Genomic DNA, 19509 nt, shown 5'->3' on the forward strand with positions numbered 1-19509 from the left:
GTAGGCCGGATAAGCGCAGCGCCATCCGGCGTTGTTACTTACGCACTGCGCTGCAACAACATCGACTTAATATGGCCGATGGCGCGCGTCGGGTTCAGCCCCTTAGGACACACACTGACGCAGTTCATGATGCTATGGCAGCGGAATACGCTGAAAGCGTCACTTAACCCTTCCAGACGATTCTCGGTTTCGGTATCGCGGCTGTCGATCAGGAAGCGATAGGCAGCCAGCAGACCCGCAGGGCCGATAAATTTATCCGGGTTCCACCAGAATGACGGGCATGACGTTGAACAGCATGCACAGAGAATACACTCGTATAACCCATCGAGTTTTTCACGCTGCTCAGGCGACTGTAAGTGCTCGCGAGCGGGTGGATTTTGCCCATTATTCAATAAGTAAGGCTTAATCTTCTCATATTGTGCATAGAATTGCCCCATGTCCACCACCAAATCACGCACGACCGGCAGGCCAGGCAGAGGACGGATGACAATTTTCTGGCCTGCACGCTGTAGCGCTGAAATTGGCGTGATACAGGCCAGACCGTTTTTGCCGTTCATGTTTACACCGTCAGAGCCACATACCCCTTCACGGCAGGAGCGGCGGAACGACAGCGTAGGATCTTTTTCTTTCAGCTGGATTAAAGCATCCAGCAGCATCATGTCACGACCTTCTTCCGCTTCGAGGGTGTAATCCTGCATACGCGGAGCATCGTCTACATCCGGGTTATAACGATAAACTGAGAATTCGAGTTTCATTATCCTGTCTCCGCATTAGTAAGTACGAATCTTCGGCGGGAACGCCGGACGCAGTTTCGGTTCCATGTTAACGCTACGACGCGTCATGGTTTCCGACTCTGGCAGATACAGGGAATGGCACAGCCAGTTTTCGTCATCACGATCCGGGAAGTCGAAGCGGCTATGGGCGCCACGGCTTTCGGTACGGAAGTTTGCCGACATCGCAGTGGCGAACGCGGTTTCCATCAGGTTATCCAGCTCCAGGCACTCAACGCGCTGGGTGTTGAACTCGCTCGAGGTATCGTCCAGACGGGCATTCTTCAGACGCTCGCGGATCGTTTTCAGTTGCTCAAGCCCTTTGGCCATCGCGTCACCTTCACGGAATACCGAGAAGTTGTGCTGCATACACTCTTGCAGCGCTTTACGGATTTCAACCGGATCTTCGCCGTTACGGTTGCCGTTCCAGCGGTTGAGGCGCTCAAGAGAGGCATCAATTTCGTCGTCGGTCGCATCACGCAACGCGCCCTGCTCGGCAATAGATTCCTGGAGATGCAGCCCCACCGCACGGCCAAATACCACCAGGTCCAGCAGGGAGTTGCCGCCCAGACGGTTTGCGCCGTGCACGGATACGCAGGCAATTTCGCCTACCGCGAACAGACCAGGGATGACCACGTCTTCACCCTGCTCGTTCACGGTCAGCGCCTGACCGGTCACTTTGGTCGGAATACCGCCCATCATGTAGTGACAGGTTGGGATAACCGGAATCGGCTCTTTTACCGGGTCGACGTGGGCGAAGGTGCGGGACAGTTCCAGAATGCCCGGCAGACGGGATTCCAGCACTTCTTTACCCAGATGGTCGAGTTTCAGCTTCGCGTGCGGGCCCCAAGGGCCGTCGCAGCCGCGGCCTTCACGGATTTCGATCATGATGGAACGCGCCACCACGTCACGGCCCGCCAGGTCTTTCGCATTCGGGGCATAACGCTCCATAAAGCGCTCGCCATGTTTGTTCAGCAGGTAGCCACCTTCACCACGGCAGCCTTCTGTCACCAGCACGCCCGCACCGGCGATACCGGTTGGGTGGAACTGCCACATCTCCATGTCCTGCACCGGCACGCCAGCGCGGATAGCCATCCCAACGCCGTCACCGGTGTTGATGTGGGCGTTGGTAGTGGACTGATAGATACGGCCTGCGCCGCCGGTGGCCAGCACGGTTGCGCGCGCTTTGAAATAGACCACTTCACCGGTTTCAATGCACAGTGCGGTACAACCCACCACCGCGCCATCGGCGTTTTTCACCAGATCCAACGCATACCACTCGGAGAAGATGGTGGTGTGGTTTTTCAGGTTTTGCTGATAAAGGGTGTGCAGCAAAGCGTGACCGGTACGGTCAGCCGCTGCTGCGGTACGTGCCGCCTGTTCGCCGCCGAAGTTTTTCGACTGGCCGCCAAACGGACGCTGATAGATGGTGCCATTTTCCAGACGGGAGAACGGCAGACCCATGTGGTCCAGCTCCAGAATCGCTTCCGGGCCGGTTTTACACATATATTCGATGGCATCCTGGTCACCGATGTAGTCGGAACCTTTTACCGTATCGTACATGTGCCATTCCCAGTTATCTTCATGGGAATTACCCAGCGCAACGGTGATACCGCCCTGCGCAGACACAGTGTGGGAACGGGTCGGGAATACTTTAGAGAGCAGCGCACAGGTCTGGCCGCTCTGGGAAATTTGCAGTGCGGCGCGCATACCTGCGCCACCCGCACCAATCACAACAGCATCAAATTCTCTGACTGGCAGTTTCATTACACACCCCACACCACAACAAATCCATAAATGACGTAAACCAGCAGAGCAACAACAATAATCAGTTGCAGCGGAAGGCGAATCGCCAGCGGTTTAACGTAATCGGTCAACACCTGCCACATGCCAATCCAGGCATGAATAAGGATGGAGAACAGGGCCAGCAGGGTGAACACTTTGGTGAAGGCCGATCCGAAGAAACCACTCCAGATTTCCCACGTCAGTGTGCCGCTAGTGGCGAAGAAACCGATCATATAGATGATGTAGAGCGTGAGGACGATGGCGGTAGCGCGGACCAGGATGAAGTCATGTACGCCGTTGCGTCCTAATGCGGAGGCGTTGCTTACCATACGAGAACTCCTGCGAGAAGTGAAAGCACGACAGTGATCACAAATGAAATGTTAGCGGTACGTTTACCGGCCTCGAACGTCTCTTCCAGGTAGCCAAAGTCCATCAGCATATGGCGAACGCCGCCAACCACGTGATAGGCCAGCGCGGTCAGAATGCCCCACATGATAAATTTCACGAAGAAGCTGTTCATGATGGCTGAGGCCTGGAGGAATCCTTCAGGAGATGAGAGGCTGGTTCCCAGTAACCACAGCAAGATACCAACCGCCACAAACGTAATCACACCAGAAACACGGTGCAGAATGGACGCTATTGCTGTTACAGGGAATCGGATCGTTTTGAGATCCAGATTGACAGGTCTTTGTTTTTTCACATTTCTTATCATGAATAACGCCCACATGCTGTTCTTATTGTTTCCTTCCTCCGGACTGCGATGCGGGTCAGACAGCGTTCCTTTTCTATAACTGCGCGTCATGCAAAACATTGCTTCCAAATGCTAAAACGACACGTTACAACGCTGGGTGGCTCGGGATTGCAGGGTGTTCCGGAGACCTGGCGGCAGTATAGGCCGTTCACAAAATCATTACAATTAACCTACATACAGTTTGTTGGGTTTTCTCTGGAACAGTGATCGGGGTCACGATAACAACATCTTTTTAATTTTTAATCATCTGATTTGACAAATGTTAAACAATATTGTTACAAACGTCATCAGAAAAGGCATATAATGCGCAAAAGTTATGAGGTCTCTCTTTCACCTGACAAATAGTTATGTAACAGTGTGATGGTATTGACCGAAGTTATCAGGACAGTTATTAGTGATATACAGGTTTGAATAATTCGGACTGCAAAAACGCTGATTTGCTGTTGTTTCACTGATATTTCATTCGTTTACCTGCAAGGCGCCATAGCTCTGTACCCTGGTTTCTCCTCGTGAGCTGAGCGGTAAGCCAAATAACAATCTGGTAACGATGATTAACAGCTGAAAGCAAATCCGGTAAAGCGCAGTCTTAAGCATAAGGCGCTAAGGAGACCGTAAATGGCTGATACAAAGGCAAAACTCACCCTAAATGGTGATGATGCTATTGAACTGGATGTGCTAAAAGGCACGCTCGGTCAGGATGTTATTGATATCCGTACGCTGGGTTCCAAAGGGGTATTCACCTTTGACCCTGGATTCACCTCCACCGCATCTTGCGAATCCAAAATCACCTACATTGACGGTGACGAAGGTATCCTGCTCCATCGCGGCTTCCCCATCGATCAGTTAGCCACCGAATCCAACTATCTGGAAGTGTGCTACATCCTGCTGAACGGCGAAAAACCGACGCAGGCCCAGTACGATGAATTTAAAACCACCGTGACCCGTCACACCATGATCCATGAGCAGATTACCCGTCTGTTCCATGCGTTCCGTCGTGACTCTCATCCGATGGCGGTCATGTGCGGTATTACCGGTGCGCTGGCGGCGTTCTACCACGATTCTCTGGACGTGAATAACCCACGTCACCGTGATATCGCGGCGTTCCGTCTGCTGTCCAAAATGCCTACCATGGCGGCGATGTGTTACAAATACTCTATCGGTCAGCCGTTTGTGTATCCACGCAACGACCTCTCCTACGCAGGTAACTTCCTGCGCATGATGTTCTCCACGCCGTGTGAAGAGTACGAAGTGAACCCGGTGCTGGAACGCGCGATGGACCGTATTCTGATCCTGCACGCTGACCACGAACAGAACGCCTCGACCTCTACCGTCCGTACCGCGGGCTCTTCCGGCGCGAACCCGTTCGCCTGTATCGCTGCGGGCATCGCCTCCCTGTGGGGACCGGCGCACGGCGGCGCGAACGAAGCGGCACTGAAGATGCTGGAAGAAATCAGCTCCGTTGAGCACATTCCTGAGTTCGTGCGCCGCGCGAAAGACAAGAATGACTCCTTCCGTCTGATGGGCTTCGGTCACCGTGTTTACAAAAACTACGACCCGCGCGCGACCGTCATGCGTGAGACCTGCCACGAAGTGCTGAAAGAGCTGGGCACCAAAGATGATCTGCTGGAAGTGGCGATGGAGCTGGAACACATCGCGCTGAACGACCCGTACTTCATCGAGAAGAAACTCTACCCGAACGTCGATTTCTACTCTGGCATTATTCTGAAAGCGATGGGCATTCCGTCTTCCATGTTCACCGTAATCTTCGCCATGGCGCGTACCGTGGGCTGGATTGCGCACTGGAACGAAATGCACAGCGAAGGCATGAAAATCGCCCGTCCACGTCAGCTGTATACCGGCTACGAGCAGCGTGACTTTAAGTCTGATATTAAGCGCTAAAAAACACGCCCGGCGGCGCTTCGCTTGCCGGGCCTACAAGTGCGAGATGTAGGCCGGGTAAGGCGTAGCCGCCACCCGGCTTTTTTACATCTGGCACCCAGGACACCAGTAAAACGGTCTGGAAGAGATCGTCGCCTTCTCAATCATCCCGCCACACCGCTCACACTTTTTACCCGCCCGATGAAACACCTTGAAGCGAAACAACGCCCCGTGATGCTTGTTCTCATCCACCATGCCGCGCGTGTTGTACGACAGCCGTGGAATATCCAGCAACGCGTGGGACAGCGCCTCCAGCTGTTCATCGCTTAGCTGCGACGCTTTGTGCTGCGGCGCCAGCCCGACTTCCCAGAGGATCTCCACCCGCAGGTAGTTTCCCAGCCCCGCCAGAAATGCCTGATCGAGCAACAGCCCGGAAAACTGCCGGTTGCGGAATGTGGGCGATAACAGCCGGGCTTTCACATCGCTTGCCGTCAGGCGCATATCCAGCACGTCCGGCCCAACCCGCTGTAAGAACGGGTGCGTGAGCAACTGCTCCGGCGTTAACATTTCGATATCAGAAGCGCTGTAGAGCAGGATCGCCTTATCCGCCGTTTGTAGCCGCACGCGCAGCACGCGGGTCGTTTGCGGCTGCGCGTCCGCCTCCACCACCCGCCAAACGCCGTAAAGCTGATTATGGCTGTATAACGTCAGGTTATGGGAAAAGTGGGTGAGTAACGCTTTGCCGCGCGTTTCAATGTGGGTCACCGTCTGTCCCACCAGCTGCGATTCAAACGGTTTGAGTTGAGGAAAGGCAAACCAGACGTGTGTCAGAGGTTTGCCCTTTATCGCCGCCTCCAGGCTATCCGCCGCGCGGCGGATCTCCGGACCTTCTGGCATGTTATTGTCCTTTCATGATTATTCTGCGCTGACAACAATGCCCTCTTCCGAGAACGCCGCCCGCAGGCGTCGCGCAAACTGGAGCGCATGCTCGCCGTCACCGTGTAAGCACACCGTATCAGCCTGAACGTTTGCCGTTGTACCCTCCGTTGAGGTTACTCGCCCGAAGCGCACCATCTCCAGCGTCTGCGCCAGCGCTTTACCTTCGTCGGTGATCAGCGCACCGGCCTGCGTACGCGGAACCAGGCTACCGTCCGGCAGGTATCCCCGATCGGCAAACACTTCCTGCCGCGTAGTCAGCCCCAGCCGTTCTCCGGCACGAATAAGCTCGCTGCCCGCCAGGCCTACCAGAATCAGTTGCGGATTACAGTCCCGCACCGCACGGGCAATGGCATCCGCCAGCGCCGGATCTTTCGCCGCCTGGTTATAGAGCATGCCGTGCGGCTTGACGTGACGCAACACGCCCTTCTCAGCGCGCACTATCGCCTCCAGGGCGCCGATCTGGTAGAGCATTTGCGCGTAAACCGTCTCAGGCGGCAGATCCATCGCCGTGCGACCAAAGTTTTCCCGGTCCGGAAAGCTGGGGTGAGCGCCTATCGCCACGCCGTTTTTCACGGCATTGCGCACGCTCGCCAGCATGGTCTGCGCATCGCCGGCATGAAACCCACAGGCGATGTTCACCGAGGAGACCAGCGTCATCAGCGCCGCATCGGCGCTGCTGCCCTCCCCCAGATCGGCGTTTAAATCAATCTTTACCATCGAGCCTCCACGCCAGCTGTTCGAGATAACGCTGCTGATCCTGACGGGCTTTCAGCGCCTCCTCCAGCGAACACTGCACAAAATGAATTGGCTGACCGAGAGGAATTTGCGCCAGATGGTAGCGATCCGCTTCGATAATGCAGGCAATACGCGGATATCCTCCCGTGGTTTGCGCATCGTTCATCAGTACGATAGGCTGGCCGTTGCCCGGCACCTGAATCACCCCCGGCAACAGACCATGGGAAAGCAGCTCCCGGTCAGTCGTGCGGGTCAGCGGCTGGCCCTGAAGCCGGTAACCCATGCGGTTACTCTGCGGGCTGATCTTCCATGGCGAGCGCCAGAAAGACTCTTTTGAGGCCTCATCGAACTCATGATATTCCGGCCCCGGCAGGGCGCGGATCAGGTTCCCCCACAACAGCTGCTTCACGCCCTGCGTGGTGGTGAAATGGCGCGCTGATGGCTTAATCGCCAGGCGATCGCCGTCGCGCAGCAGCCGTCCTTCATGTCCGCCCATTCCCGCTTTCTGGTCGGTGCTGGATGAGCCCAGCACCTCCGGCACGTCGATACCTCCCGCCACCGCAAGATAGCTGCGCACGCCGTGCAGAGGACGCTTGAGCGTCAGACGCTGTCCGGCTTTCGCCCGCAGGCGCCAGCCGGTCCACACCGCTTTGCCGTCCAGCGTCGCGTCACAGCCCGCGCCGGTTAAGGCAAACCAGGTTTCCTGACCAAACTCAATCACGCACTGACCCAGCGTAATTTCTAACGCCGCCGTGCTGCCGGCGTTGCCTACCAGCAGGTTGGCAATCTCCAGCGAGGGACGATCAAGCGCACCGCAGTAGCTCACGCCCGACTGACGCAGCCCAAAACGCCCGGCATCCTGTACCGAGGTGTAAAGCCCTGCGCGAATAAGCGTTAACATATCCCCTCCTTTTGCGGGATAAAGCGCAGGGTATCCCCCGGACGCAGGAGTATGGGCGCGTCCTGGCCTGGTTCAAATAACGGCGTGGACGTGTGCCCGATAAGCTGCCAGCCTCCCGGCGAGGCGAGTGGATAAATTCCCGTTTGCTCGCCACCAATCGCCACGCTGCCCGCCGGTACGCTCAGGCGCGGCTCAGCCCGGCGCGGCGTATGCAACTGGGGCGATAACCCGCCCAGATAGGGGAAACCCGGCTGAAATCCCAAAAACCAGACAACATAGTCGACTGAGCTATGCAGCTCCACAACCTGCTTCTCCGTTAATCCACAGTGTTCGGCCACGACGCCAAGGTCGGGGCCTCCCTTGCCGCCATAGACAACCGGGATCTCAATCGTCCGCGATTCCGGCTCCAGCGCCTCGCTCTCCTCCCACCAGCGTTGCAGGCGCTCAATGGCATCCAGCGCCCCCGTGTGCGGATCACGCAGCACCACGGTGATATTATTCATACCCGGAATAGCTTCAACCACGCCAGGTAGCTCGGGCAGTCGCTGAGCCAGACGCCAGATACGCTTTTGCGTGGCAAGCGTCACCGGAGGCTCAAGCTCCAGAACTACCGCGGTTTCACCCAGAAGATAACAACGCGCTCGCTGCACTTAACTACCTCTCATCAGGCCGGATTAGGGATATCAATAAACGTCACATCCAGATCGGTATTTTCCGTCAGCCACTCGCTGAGGGCGCGGATGCCGCCACGCTCGGTGGCGTGATGGCCTGCCGCGTAAAAATGCAGGCCTTGTTCACGGGCAGAGTGAATGGTCTGCTCGGAAACCTCGCCGGTAATGAAGGCGTCGACACCGAAACGCGCCGCGCTATCAATAAAGCCCTGGCCGCCGCCGGTGCACCATGCCACGCGCTTCACGGTATCCGGCCCGGTGTCGCCGCACCACAGCGGACGACGCCCCAAGCGTGCTTCGATCCACGATGCCAGCTCCAGACCCGGAACCGGCATCGACAGTTCACCCCACGGCACCAGGGGTTCAATTTCGCCCATCACGGTTATCCCCAGCAGCTGCGCAAGCTGAACGTTATTCCCCAGTTCAGGATGCGCATCGAGCGGCAGGTGATAGCCGTACAGGTTGATGTCATTCGCCAGCAGCGTTTTGAGACGGTTGCGCTTCATGCCGCGAATAATCGGTGATTCGTTTTTCCAGAAATAACCGTGATGGACAATCACCGCGTCGGCTTCCTGACGCACCGCCTCATCCAGCAGCGCCTGGCTTGCCGTTACGCCGGTGATGATTTTTTGCACCGTCTCGCGACCCTCCACCTGTAAGCCATTCGGACCGTAGTCGCTAAACGAGGCCGTGTTGAGTTTTTCGTTAATCAGGCGTTCCAGTTCACTGTTTTTCATCATCATTCTCTCAAACTTTTCGGGCTGCTTCATACGCCGCCAGCGTGGCGACGCGCGCCTGTTTATGGTCGACAATGGGACGGGGATAGTTCAGGGTAACACGCTGTTTATCCGCCCATGCCCAGGGTTCATGAATGGCTTTGGCGGGGACATCCTTAAGTTCAGGCAGCCAGCGACGGATAAACTCGCCGTCGACGTCAAATCGTTGTCCCTGCGTGGTCGGATTAAAGATCCGAAAATAGGGAGCCGCATCCGTGCCGGTGGAGGCCGCCCACTGCCAGCCGCCGTTATTTGCCGCCAGATCGCCATCGATCAGCTGAGAGATAAAATAACGCTCTCCGGTTCGCCAGTCGATAAGCAGATCCTTTACCAGGAAGCTGGCGGTAATCATACGCAGACGGTTATGCATCCACCCGGTTTCATTGAGCTGCCGCATAGCCGCATCAACAATCGGGAAGCCGGTGAGCCCATGCTGCCATGCCTTAAGCAGCTTCTCATTCGACTGCCACTGTACCTGTTCGGTCCAACGAATAAAGGGCCGATGTTTACACAAATCAGGATGATACGTCATCAGATGGCGATAAAACTCACGCCAGATCAGTTCGTTCAGCCACACTGCGCCCGCCCCCCCGTCTACCGCCTGAGGCTGTTCCGCCAGTAGCCGATGTAAACACTGGCGCGGGGAGAGCGCGCCCAGCGCTAAACAGGCTGACAGGCGGCTGGTGCCTTCAATCGCTGGAAAATCCCGCCGCGCCTCGTAATCCGCCGCCCCCTGCGCGCAGAACTGACGCAACCGGGCGATAGCCGCTTTCTCGCTGGCGGGGAATACCGTTTCATCAAACGACTGCTGGGGATAATTCAGCCTGATGTCCTGCAGATCCGTTATCGTTTCCCCTCTTATGGCCGGGGCGGGAACGCATTCTGGCAGCCCCTCTTTCAGGCGTTTGATAAAAGCATTTTTAAACGGCGTGAAAACTTTATACATTCCGTGACTGCCGGTCATCACGCTGCCCGGTGCGAGCATCACGCTGTCATCAAAGCCTTCACAGACCACGCCCGTAAGGTTTTTCTCCAGCTGACGATCCCGCTGCTGCTCGTTAAATTCATACTGGTAGTTGTAAAAAAGACGCGTTACCGCGTGCTGCTTACAGATTCCCTGCACCATCTCAAGCTGTGCGGCAAAATCATGGGCCTCTTTATAGATCAGCGGAATGCCTTTTTCGGCCAGTGAATGTTGCAGGTCATTCAGATACGCGCTGAGTAATGCCGCTTGCCGGGGCGCCATGTCATGCTGCCGCCACTGTTCAGGCGTGGCGATAAACAGGGCCAGCACATTCGCGTCTTTAGCGCGGCAGGCGGCCGCGAGAGCGAAGTTGTCGTGAATGCGTAAATCCGCGCGAAACCAAACCAGATGGGTGGGCATAAAACTCCAGGCAATTGTCCATTATGTCCGTAAGGGCATGCCGTAAAAGGAAAAAGGCATGCATTGAACTACTTTGCCATGAAGTGTAGACGGGATGAAATAAAAAAGGCCGCCCGAGGCGGCCTTAACGCTACTTGTCCTGCGCTATCGGGGTAAAGGCAATAAACACATCCGGTTTATCACTCTTTACAACGAGTGCGCTGGCGACAATGAACGCGATGCATAAATAGCGTTTCACTATGCGGTCCCTGCTGCTAACCGCTCCACCTATCACCACCGGTGATAAATCGGTGGACACAAGCCCGGGTAGGCGGGCTGCTTTACGGCTATGGATACACCTTTCCCAGGACCGATGCTCATTTGCGAGATGGCGGAAAGGGACGTGGCATCATAATTAACACCAACGCCAAAAGTAAGTTATTTAAGTAAAATTAGGAATTTATAAAGGTGAAGTGGATTGCGAACTTTTTAAAGAAGGATATGATAAAAATCCCGGGTAGGGGCTGCAAGATTACCCAACGGACCGCGAATCCCGAGGGACAAAAAAACCGCCACTTTGCTGTAGGCGGTTTTTTTATGGCTACGATGACACACCGTATCAGTAGAAATCGCAGGTTGCTTTCTCGGCCTGCTCCATCCACACCGGCTTTTCGCTGGTTTTCGCCCAGACGCGGTGCAGATAGCTGTAAAAACGTGCGCGATCTTTCCAGAACAGCATCACCGGCAGGGCCAGCACGCCAGCCACTACGGCGAAAGTGCGACGCATGAACACGATATGAGCCGGATACTCTTTATAAAGATCCATATTTTTCTCCCCTGTAGTTGGCCGGAAACCGTCTCCGGAAAATGTGAAATCTGTGACCTGGTTAAAATAATACCGCTTTGTTTGTAATTTTACTACTCATCCGACCACTTATTTTCATCCATTTCGTGAATATTTACATTCACGCCTGTAATTAAGTTACAAAAAAGTTAACAGTTTACTTAACAATAGTTAAATTGTGGTCTTTCCCATTTTTATACTTTTTTTACACCTGCCCTTCTGATTTTTGCGAAATCTTTGCGCCACAAATCCTACCGTTTGTACAACAACAAAAGTCACCCGGAGGTGGAGTGTGAGTGCAGGTCTGATTGCCGGCATCGTGCTGGTGTTCCTGTTATTGGGTTATCTGATTTATGCCCTGATTAATGCGGAGGCATTCTGATGGCTGCTCAGGCGTTTTTGCTTATTGCCAGCTTTTTACTGCTGCTGTTTGTGCTCGCCAGGCCGCTGGGAACAGCGCTGGCGCGGCTGATAAACAACGTGCCACTGCCGGGTACGCGAAAAATTGAAAACGTGCTCTGGCGCATTTCAGGTATCAGCGACCGCGAAATGAGCTGGGGCCAGTACCTGATGGCGATACTGCTTCTGAATATCGTGGGGCTTATTGCCCTCTTTACGCTGCTCATGCTCCAGGGCAATTTGCCGTTGAATCCGCAGCAGTTACCAGGTTTATCCTGGCATCTGGCGCTGAACACGGCGGTCAGCTTTGTCACCAATACCAACTGGCAGTCTTACGCCGGTGAAACCACGCTCAGCTACTTCAGCCAGATGGCCGGGTTAACCGTGCAAAACTTTCTGTCTGCAGCCAGCGGTATCGCGGTGATCTTCGCCCTGACGCGCGCGTTTGCCCGTCAGAATGTCAGCACGCTCGGCAACGCGTGGGTTGATGTCACGCGCATCACCCTTTGGATCCTGGTGCCTGTTGCGCTGATTATTGCCCTGTTCTTTATACAGCAAGGCACTCTGCAAAACCTGCTGCCTTATACCCCTTACACCTCGCTTGAAGGGGGCAGGGAACTCCTGCCAATGGGGCCAGTGGCGTCGCAGGAAGCAATCAAGATGCTGGGCACCAACGGGGGCGGCTTCTTCAACGCCAACTCATCGCATCCGTTTGAAAACCCAACGGCATTAACCAATTTTGTACAGATGCTGGCGATATTCCTGATCCCCGCCGCGCTCTGCTTCGCCTTTGGCGATGTGGTTAACGATCGCCGCCAGGGCCGTACGCTGCTGTGGGCCATGTCGTTAATCTTCGTGGTCTGCGTAGCACTGGTGATGTGGGCCGAATGGAACGGCAACAGCCACTTCATGCAGCTGGGGGCTAACAGCAATATCAACCTGGAAGGCAAAGAGAGCCGCTTCGGCATTCTTGCCAGCAGCCTCTATGCGGTGGTCACCACAGCGGCCTCCTGCGGGGCGGTGAACGCCATGCACGACTCTTTCACCGCGCTCGGCGGCATGATCCCGATGTGGCTGATGCAGATTGGCGAGGTAGTCTTCGGTGGGGTCGGTTCGGGGCTGTACGGCATGCTGTTGTTCGTTCTGCTCGCCGTGTTTATCGCCGGGCTGATGATCGGCCGCACGCCGGAATATCTCGGCAAAAAAATCGACGTCCGCGAAATGAAATTAACCGCGCTGGCAATCCTGGTCACCCCCACCCTTGTGCTGCTCGGTACCGCCCTGGCGCTGATGACCGACGCCGGGCGCAGCGGCATCTTTAACCCGGGCATTCACGGCTTTAGCGAAGTGCTTTACGCCGTTTCGTCTGCCGCAAACAACAACGGCAGCGCCTTTGCAGGGTTAAGTGCCAACTCACCGTTCTGGAACTGTCTGCTGGCGTTCTGCATGTTCTTCGGTCGTTTCGGCGTGATTATTCCCGTCATGGCGATCGCCGGAACACTGGTGAATAAGAAGATCCAGCCGACCACTACCGGTACGTTACCGACTCACGGCGCGCTGTTCGTCGGCCTGCTGATTGGCACCGTTCTGCTGGTAGGTGCCCTGACCTTTATCCCCGCCCTCGCGTTAGGCCCGGTTGCGGAATATCTCTCTTTACGCTGATTTTGCGGAGAATTTGTCATGAGTCGTAAACAACTGGCCCTGCTCGAACCGACGTTAGTTCGTCAGGCCCTCATGGATGCGGTAAAAAAACTGAGCCCGCGCGTGCAGTGGCACAACCCGGTGATGTTTATTGTCTGGACTGGAAGTTTACTCACCACCGCATTGGCGATTGCCATGGGAACGGGACACCTTTCAGGAAATGCAACCTTTACCGGCGCCATCAGCCTGTGGCTGTGGTTTACCGTGCTGTTCGCCAACTTTGCCGAAGCGCTGGCGGAAGGCCGCAGTAAGGCGCAGGCCAACAGTCTGAAAGGGGTCAAAAAAACCGCCTTTGCGCGCAAATTACGCGAACCTAAATACGGCGCGCAGATGGACCACGTTCCGGCGGATGAACTGCGCAAATGTGACGTGGTGCTGGTGGAAGCCGGGGACATCATCCCCTGCGACGGGGAGGTAATTGAGGGCGGCGCGTCGGTAGACGAAAGCGCTATTACCGGGGAATCCGCGCCCGTGATCCGTGAGTCGGGCGGAGATTTCGCCTCAGTTACCGGCGGAACGCGCATTCTTTCCGACTGGCTGGTGATCCAGTGCAGCGTTAACCCGGGCGAAACCTTTCTCGACCGGATGATCGCCATGGTGGAAGGCGCACAGCGTCGTAAAACGCCGAACGAGATCGCCCTGACCATTCTGCTGGTGGCGCTCACCATTGTGTTCCTGCTGGCAACGGCGACCCTGTGGCCCTTCTCCGCCTACGGCGGTACAGCGGTCAGCATCACCGTACTGATCGCCCTGCTGGTCTGTCTGATCCCCACCACTATCGGCGGCCTGCTTTCCGCGATTGGCGTGGCGGGGATGAGCCGTATGCTGGGCGCGAACGTCATCGCCACCAGCGGACGCGCCGTTGAAGCGGCGGGTGACGTAGACGTACTGCTGCTGGATAAAACCGGGACCATCACCCTGGGTAATCGTCAGGCCTCTGACTTTTTACCTGCTCCCGGCGTGGATGAAAAAACGCTGGCCGACGCGGCGCAGCTTTCTTCGCTGGCCGATGAGACGCCGGAAGGTCGCAGTATCGTGATCCTCGCCAAGCAGCGCTTTAACCTGCGCCAGCGCGACGTACAAAGCCTGCACGCCACGTTCGTGCCCTTTACGGCGCAAACCCGCATGAGTGGAATTAACATTCAGGACCGGATGATCCGTAAAGGGTCCGTTGATGCCATTCGCCGTCATATTGAAGCCAATAATGGACATTTCCCTCCGGAAGTCGACCACCTGGTGGAAAGCGTGGCGCGTCAGGGGGCAACCCCGCTGGTGGTGGCGGAAGGTGCAAGCGTTCTGGGGGTTATCGCTCTGAAGGATATCGTTAAAGGGGGTATAAAAGAGCGTTTCGCCCAGATGCGTAAGATGGGCATTAAAACGGTGATGATCACCGGGGATAACCGTCTGACTGCGGCGGCCATTGCCGCCGAAGCGGGCGTGGATGATTTCCTTTCCGAAGCGACACCGGAAGCGAAGCTGGCACTCATTCGCCAGTATCAGGCGGAAGGTCGTCTGGTGGCGATGACCGGCGACGGCACCAACGACGCCCCGGCGCTGGCGCAGGCCGACGTGGCGGTGGCGATGAACTCCGGTACCCAGGCGGCAAAAGAGGCGGGCAACATGGTGGATCTCGACTCGAACCCGACCAAGCTGATCGAAGTGGTGCATATCGGGAAGCAGATGCTGATGACGCGCGGCTCGCTGACCACGTTCAGTATCGCCAACGACGTGGCGAAATATTTCGCCATTATCCCGGCGGCCTTTGCGGCAACCTATCCGCAGCTGAATGCCCTGAATGTGATGCACCTGCACTCTCCAGCCTCGGCCATTTTGAGCGCGGTGATCTTCAACGCGCTGATTATTGTCTTTCTTATTCCGCTGGCGCTGAAAGGGGTGAGCTATAAGCCGCTGACGGCCGCCGCCATGCTGCGCCGTAACCTGTGGATTTACGGTCTGGGTGGGCTGGTGGTGCCCTTTATTGGGATCAAGGTTATCGACATGTTGTTAACGCTGTTCGGGCTGGTTTAAAAGGTGAATCTCATGACGATGTTACGTCCCGCTATACTGTTGTTTATTCTGCTGTCTCTGATTACCGGCGGGCTTTACCCGCTGATGACAACCGCGCTGGGCCAGTGGTGGTTTGAGGACCAGGCCAACGGCTCGCTGATTATCCAGAACGGTGAAAACCGCGGCTCGCGTCTGATTGGGCAAAACTTTACGGACCCGCGCTACTTCCAGGGACGCCCTTCCGCCACTGCGGAAAGCCCGTATAATCCAATGGCATCCGGCGGCAGCAATCTGGCTGGCAGTAATCCTGACCTGGACAAAGCCGTTGCTGAACGCGTTGCCGCCCTGCGCGCCGCGAATCCGCAGGCCAGCCGTGAGGTGCCGGTTGAGCTGGTCACCGCCTCCGCGAGCGGGCTGGATTACAGCCTGACGCCGGACGCAGCGGCGTGGCAGATCCCACGCGTGGCCGCCGCCCGTCAGCTGACCGTCGAGCAGGTGAGCCAGTTGGTTGCAGAACATACGCAAAAGCCGCTGGTCAGCTTCATCGGCATGCCGGTAGTGAACATTGTTGAGCTGAATCTGGCGCTGGATGCGCTAAGGAAGAACTAAATGACCGAAGAGCCCATGCGCCCGGATCCGGACAGGCTGCTTGAACAAACGGCTGAAGCCCACCGCGGCAAGCTGAAAATTTTCTTCGGCGCCTGCGCGGGCGTCGGGAAAACCTTCGCCATGCTGACGGAAGCCCAGCGGCTTCGGGCGCAGGGGCTTGATATTCTCATCGGCGTGGTGGAAACCCACGGTCGCAAAGAGACGGCGGCGCTGCTGACGGGACTGGCGACGCAGCCACCCCAGCGTATCAGCCATCGCGGGCGGCTGGTCACGGAGTTCGATCTTGATGCCGCCCTCGCCCGCCGCCCCGCGCTGATCCTGATGGACGAACTGGCGCACAGCAACGCGCCTGGCTCACGCCACCCGAAGCGCTGGCAGGATGTTGAGGAACTGCTTGAAGCCGGCATCGACGTCTTCACCACGGTGAATGTTCAGCATCTGGAAAGCCTGAACGACGTGGTAAGCGGGGTAACCGGTATCCAGGTGCGGGAAACCGTCCCCGATCCGTTTTTTGATTCTGCTGATGAAGTCGTACTGGTTGACCTGCCGCCGGACGATCTGCGCCAGCGCCTGCACGAAGGCAAGGTGTATATTGCCGGCCAGGCCGAACGCGCCATCGAACATTTTTTCCGCAAAGGAAATCTGATTGCCCTGCGCGAGCTGGCCCTGCGCCGCACCGCCGATCGCGTGGATGACCAGATGCGAGCCTGGCGAGACCTGCAGGGGCGGGAGCGCGTCTGGCACACGCGTGACGCCATTCTGTTATGCATTGGTCACGGCAGCGGCAATGAAAAACTGGTCCGCACCGCCGCCCGGCTTGCGGCGAAGTTTGGCAGCGTCTGGCACGCGGTGTATGTCGAAACGCCACAGCTTCACGGCCTGCCGGAAAATCAGCGTCGCGCCATTTTGAGTGCGCTGCGGCTGGCGCAGGAGCTGGGTGCCGAAACCGCAACCCTGTCCGATCCGCAGGAAGATAAAGCCATTCTGCGCTACGCGCGCGAGCATAACCTGGGCAAGATTGTCATTGGACGTCGCCAGCATCGCCGCTGGTTTAGCCGCGAATCTTTTGCCGACAGGCTGGCACGCCGCGCGCCGGATCTGGATTTAGTCATCGTCGCGCTGGATGACAAGCCCGCCCCCCTGCCCGGCCGTACGCCGGACGCACGCACCTTTGGCGATAAATGGCGCGTCCAGATCCGGGGCTGCCTCGTGGCCGTGGTCCTTTGCGCCCTGATTACGGTGATTGCCAGCCAGTGGCTAATCGCCTTCGATGCCGCCAATCTGGTCATGATTTATCTGCTGGGCGTCGTTGTGGTCGCGCTCTTTTATGGCCGCTGGCCGTCGGTGCTGGCAACGGTGATCAACGTCATCAGTTTCGACCTCTTTTTTATCGCTCCGCGCGGGACGCTTGCTGTCTCGGACGTGCAGTACATTCTGACCTTTGCCGTGATGCTTACCGTCGGGCTGGTGATCGGGAATCTGACGGCAGGCGTGCGCTACCAGGCACGCATTGCCCGCTATCGCGAGCAGCGCACCCGCCATCTGTATGAGATGTCAAAATCGCTGGCGGTCGGTCGCACGCAGCAGGATATCGTCCAGACCAGCGAGCAGTTTATCCGTTCGACCTTTCATGCCAGTAACCTGATTTTGCTCCCCGACGAGCAGGGGCGCCTTCGCCCGCTGACCTCCCCTTCGGGGATGACGCCCTGGGATGAAGCGATTGCCCGCTGGAGCTTTGATAAGGGTTTACCTGCCGGTGCCGGCACCGACACTCTGCCCGGGGTGCCTTACCAGATCCTGCCGCTGCGCAGCGCGGATAAAAATCACGGGCTGGTCATCGTCGAGCCGTCTAACCTGCGTCAGCTGATGATCCCCGAGCAGCAGCGCCTGCTGGAAACCTTCACCCTGCTGGTCGCCAGCGCCCTTGAACGGCTGGCGCTCACCGCCAGCGAAGAGCAGGCGCGGCTGGCAAGCGAGCGCGAAAGTATTCGCAATTCGCTGCTGGCAGCGCTGTCTCACGATTTGCGCACCCCGCTTACCGTGCTGTTTGGCCAGTCCGAAATTCTGACGCTGGATCTGGCGGCGGAAGGATCAAAACATGCGATGCAGGCCAGCGAAATTCGTCAGCACGTGCTAAATACCACGCGTCTGGTGAACAACCTGCTGGACATGGCGCGCATTCAGTCCGGCGGGTTTAACCTCAAAAAAGAGTGGCTCACCCTTGAGGAGGTTGTCGGCAGTGCGCTGAAGATGCTGGAGCCGGGTCTCGGCGGGCGCCATATCGAGCTGGACATGCCGGAACCCCTGACGTTAATCCATGTGGATGGCCCGCTGTTTGAGCGCGTGCTGATTAATCTTCTGGAAAATGCCGCTAAATACGCCGGGGCAAAGGCCCGGCTGGGGATTGCTGCCAGGGTAGATAAACGTGTGCTGCGGCTCGATGTCTGGGATACCGGGCCGGGTATTCCGGACGGCCAGGAGCGCGCCATATTCGAAAAATTTGCGCGCGGTAATAAGGAATCTGCCATTCCGGGCGTCGGGCTGGGGCTGGCGATCTGCCAGGCGATTGTTGACGTGCATGGCGGCACCATTTCCGCAGAGAACCGCCCGGAAGGTGGGGCACGCTTTTGTGTTACACTTCCTCTTGAAACCCCACCAGAACTTGATGAATTACCAGAGGATTTGTGATTAACGTTCTGATTGTTGAAGATGAGCTCGCTATCAGCCGATTTCTGCGTACCGCGCTGGAAGGCGACGGTTTGCGCGTTCATGAAGCCGGTACGCTTCAACGGGGGTTAATTGAAGCCGCCACCCGCAAGCCAGATCTGGTGATCCTGGATCTGGGACTCCCGGATGGCGACGGCATCGATTTTATTCGTGAGGTGCGTCAGTGGAGCCAGATGCCCATTCTGGTGCTCTCTGCCCGCACCGAAGAGACGGATAAAATCGCCGCGCTGGATGCCGGAGCGGATGATTATCTGATCAAACCGTTTGGCATTGGCGAGTTACAGGCCCGGCTTCGTGTGGCGCTGCGTCGACACAGTGCCACGACCCCTTCTGAACCGGTGTACGTCTTTGGCGATATCCGCGTCGATCTTGCCGCCCGCCGCATCGTGCGAGGGGAAGAAGAGATCCACCTTACGCCTATCGAGTTTCGTCTGCTGGCCGTGTTGCTCAGTAACCACGGAAAAGTGTTAACGCAGCGACAGCTGTTAAGCCAGGTCTGGGGACCGAATGCTGTCGAACATAGTCACTATTTACGCATTTATATGGGACACCTTCGCCAGAAACTTGAAGCCGATCCCGCGCGTCCTCGTCATTTATTAACAGAAACCGGTATCGGATATCGGTTTATGATCTGAATAAGTATTCACTTTAAT

18 protein-coding genes are annotated in these 19509 nt (G+C 56.8%); 7 read left to right on the forward strand and 11 right to left on the reverse strand.

What is annotated here, in order from left to right:
* Positions 1–38: 38 nt before the first annotated feature.
* From CKK19_RS21625 to sdhC, 4 genes are read right to left on the reverse strand one after another with little or no spacing between them, the layout of a single operon-like run.
* Positions 39–755 (reverse strand): succinate dehydrogenase iron-sulfur subunit, encoded by a 717-nt coding sequence (locus CKK19_RS21625; protein ID WP_022647461.1) that lies wholly within the window; start codon positions 753–755, stop codon positions 39–41.
* Positions 756–770: 15 nt separating this feature from the next.
* On the reverse strand, positions 771–2537 hold the full coding sequence (gene sdhA / locus CKK19_RS21630; RefSeq protein ID WP_023299611.1) for a succinate dehydrogenase flavoprotein subunit: 1767 nt from the start codon (positions 2535–2537) through the stop codon (positions 771–773).
* On the reverse strand, positions 2537–2884 hold the full coding sequence (sdhD, locus tag CKK19_RS21635) for a succinate dehydrogenase membrane anchor subunit (protein WP_003858621.1): 348 nt from the start codon (positions 2882–2884) through the stop codon (positions 2537–2539). Before sdhD ends, sdhA begins: the two co-directional genes overlap by 1 nt.
* Positions 2878–3282 (reverse strand): succinate dehydrogenase cytochrome b556 subunit, encoded by a 405-nt coding sequence (gene sdhC / locus CKK19_RS21640; RefSeq protein WP_026080740.1) that lies wholly within the window; start codon positions 3280–3282, stop codon positions 2878–2880. Before sdhC ends, sdhD begins: the two co-directional genes overlap by 7 nt.
* A gap of 639 nt (positions 3283–3921) precedes the next feature.
* Here sdhC and CKK19_RS21645 point away from each other — a divergent pair.
* Positions 3922–5205, forward strand: a complete 1284-nt coding sequence (locus CKK19_RS21645; protein WP_006809584.1) for a citrate synthase — start codon at positions 3922–3924, stop codon at positions 5203–5205.
* 84 nt (positions 5206–5289) lie between these two features.
* Here the strand turns inward: CKK19_RS21645 and nei are convergent, their stop codons facing one another.
* From nei to CKK19_RS21680, 7 genes are all read right to left on the reverse strand, one after another.
* Entirely contained in the window at positions 5290–6081 is a 792-nt protein-coding gene (gene nei, locus CKK19_RS21650) for an endonuclease VIII (protein WP_063853875.1), read from the reverse strand.
* An 18-nt stretch (positions 6082–6099) separates the two neighbouring features.
* Positions 6100–6840, reverse strand: a complete 741-nt coding sequence (gene pxpA / locus CKK19_RS21655) for a 5-oxoprolinase subunit PxpA (protein WP_058677420.1) — start codon at positions 6838–6840, stop codon at positions 6100–6102.
* Positions 6827–7759 carry a 5-oxoprolinase subunit PxpC gene (gene pxpC, locus CKK19_RS21660; protein WP_022647458.1) on the reverse strand — a complete coding sequence of 311 codons (933 nt, stop codon included), beginning with the start codon at positions 7757–7759 and terminating at the stop codon, positions 6827–6829. Before pxpC ends, pxpA begins: the two co-directional genes overlap by 14 nt.
* Positions 7753–8409 (reverse strand): 5-oxoprolinase subunit PxpB, encoded by a 657-nt coding sequence (pxpB, locus tag CKK19_RS21665; protein ID WP_022647457.1) that lies wholly within the window; start codon positions 8407–8409, stop codon positions 7753–7755. Before pxpB ends, pxpC begins: the two co-directional genes overlap by 7 nt.
* A gap of 14 nt (positions 8410–8423) precedes the next feature.
* Positions 8424–9167 carry a type 2 GTP cyclohydrolase I gene (locus CKK19_RS21670; RefSeq protein ID WP_003858635.1) on the reverse strand — a complete coding sequence of 248 codons (744 nt, stop codon included), beginning with the start codon at positions 9165–9167 and terminating at the stop codon, positions 8424–8426.
* Between the two features lie 10 nt (positions 9168–9177).
* Positions 9178–10590 (reverse strand): deoxyribodipyrimidine photo-lyase, encoded by a 1413-nt coding sequence (phrB, locus tag CKK19_RS21675; protein ID WP_063853874.1) that lies wholly within the window; start codon positions 10588–10590, stop codon positions 9178–9180.
* Positions 10591–11188: 598 nt separating this feature from the next.
* The gene (locus tag CKK19_RS21680) at positions 11189–11395 is read right to left on the reverse strand and encodes a YbfA family protein (RefSeq protein ID WP_058645945.1); all 207 of its coding nucleotides are present in this window, start codon (positions 11393–11395) and stop codon (positions 11189–11191) included.
* A gap of 310 nt (positions 11396–11705) precedes the next feature.
* Between CKK19_RS21680 and kdpF the strand changes: the two genes are divergently transcribed.
* The 6 genes from kdpF to kdpE are packed head-to-tail and all read left to right on the forward strand — an operon-like array spanning position 11706 to position 19491.
* Positions 11706–11795, forward strand: coding sequence for a K(+)-transporting ATPase subunit F (gene kdpF, locus CKK19_RS21685; protein ID WP_003858638.1), 90 nt, complete (start codon positions 11706–11708; stop codon positions 11793–11795).
* Positions 11795–13474, forward strand: coding sequence for a potassium-transporting ATPase subunit KdpA (gene kdpA / locus CKK19_RS21690; RefSeq protein WP_023305700.1), 1680 nt, complete (start codon positions 11795–11797; stop codon positions 13472–13474). Before kdpF ends, kdpA begins: the two co-directional genes overlap by 1 nt.
* 18 nt (positions 13475–13492) lie before the next feature.
* The gene (gene kdpB, locus CKK19_RS21695) at positions 13493–15541 is read left to right on the forward strand and encodes a potassium-transporting ATPase subunit KdpB (RefSeq protein WP_063853873.1); all 2049 of its coding nucleotides are present in this window, start codon (positions 13493–13495) and stop codon (positions 15539–15541) included.
* 12 nt (positions 15542–15553) lie between these two features.
* A complete protein-coding gene (gene kdpC / locus CKK19_RS21700; RefSeq protein WP_022647452.1) occupies positions 15554–16129 on the forward strand; it encodes a potassium-transporting ATPase subunit KdpC in 576 nt (191 codons plus the stop codon).
* Positions 16130–18817 (forward strand): two-component system sensor histidine kinase KdpD, encoded by a 2688-nt coding sequence (kdpD, locus tag CKK19_RS21705; protein ID WP_225455222.1) that lies wholly within the window; start codon positions 16130–16132, stop codon positions 18815–18817. It begins immediately after the preceding gene.
* The gene (gene kdpE, locus CKK19_RS21710; protein ID WP_022647450.1) at positions 18814–19491 is read left to right on the forward strand and encodes a two-component system response regulator KdpE; all 678 of its coding nucleotides are present in this window, start codon (positions 18814–18816) and stop codon (positions 19489–19491) included. Before kdpD ends, kdpE begins: the two co-directional genes overlap by 4 nt.
* The last annotated feature ends 18 nt before the right edge of the window (positions 19492–19509 follow it).

The sequence above is a fragment of the Enterobacter sp. CCUG 70166 genome, from assembly GCF_020224095.1.
Taxonomy (GTDB): Bacteria; Pseudomonadota; Gammaproteobacteria; order Enterobacterales; family Enterobacteriaceae; genus Enterobacter; species Enterobacter intestinihominis.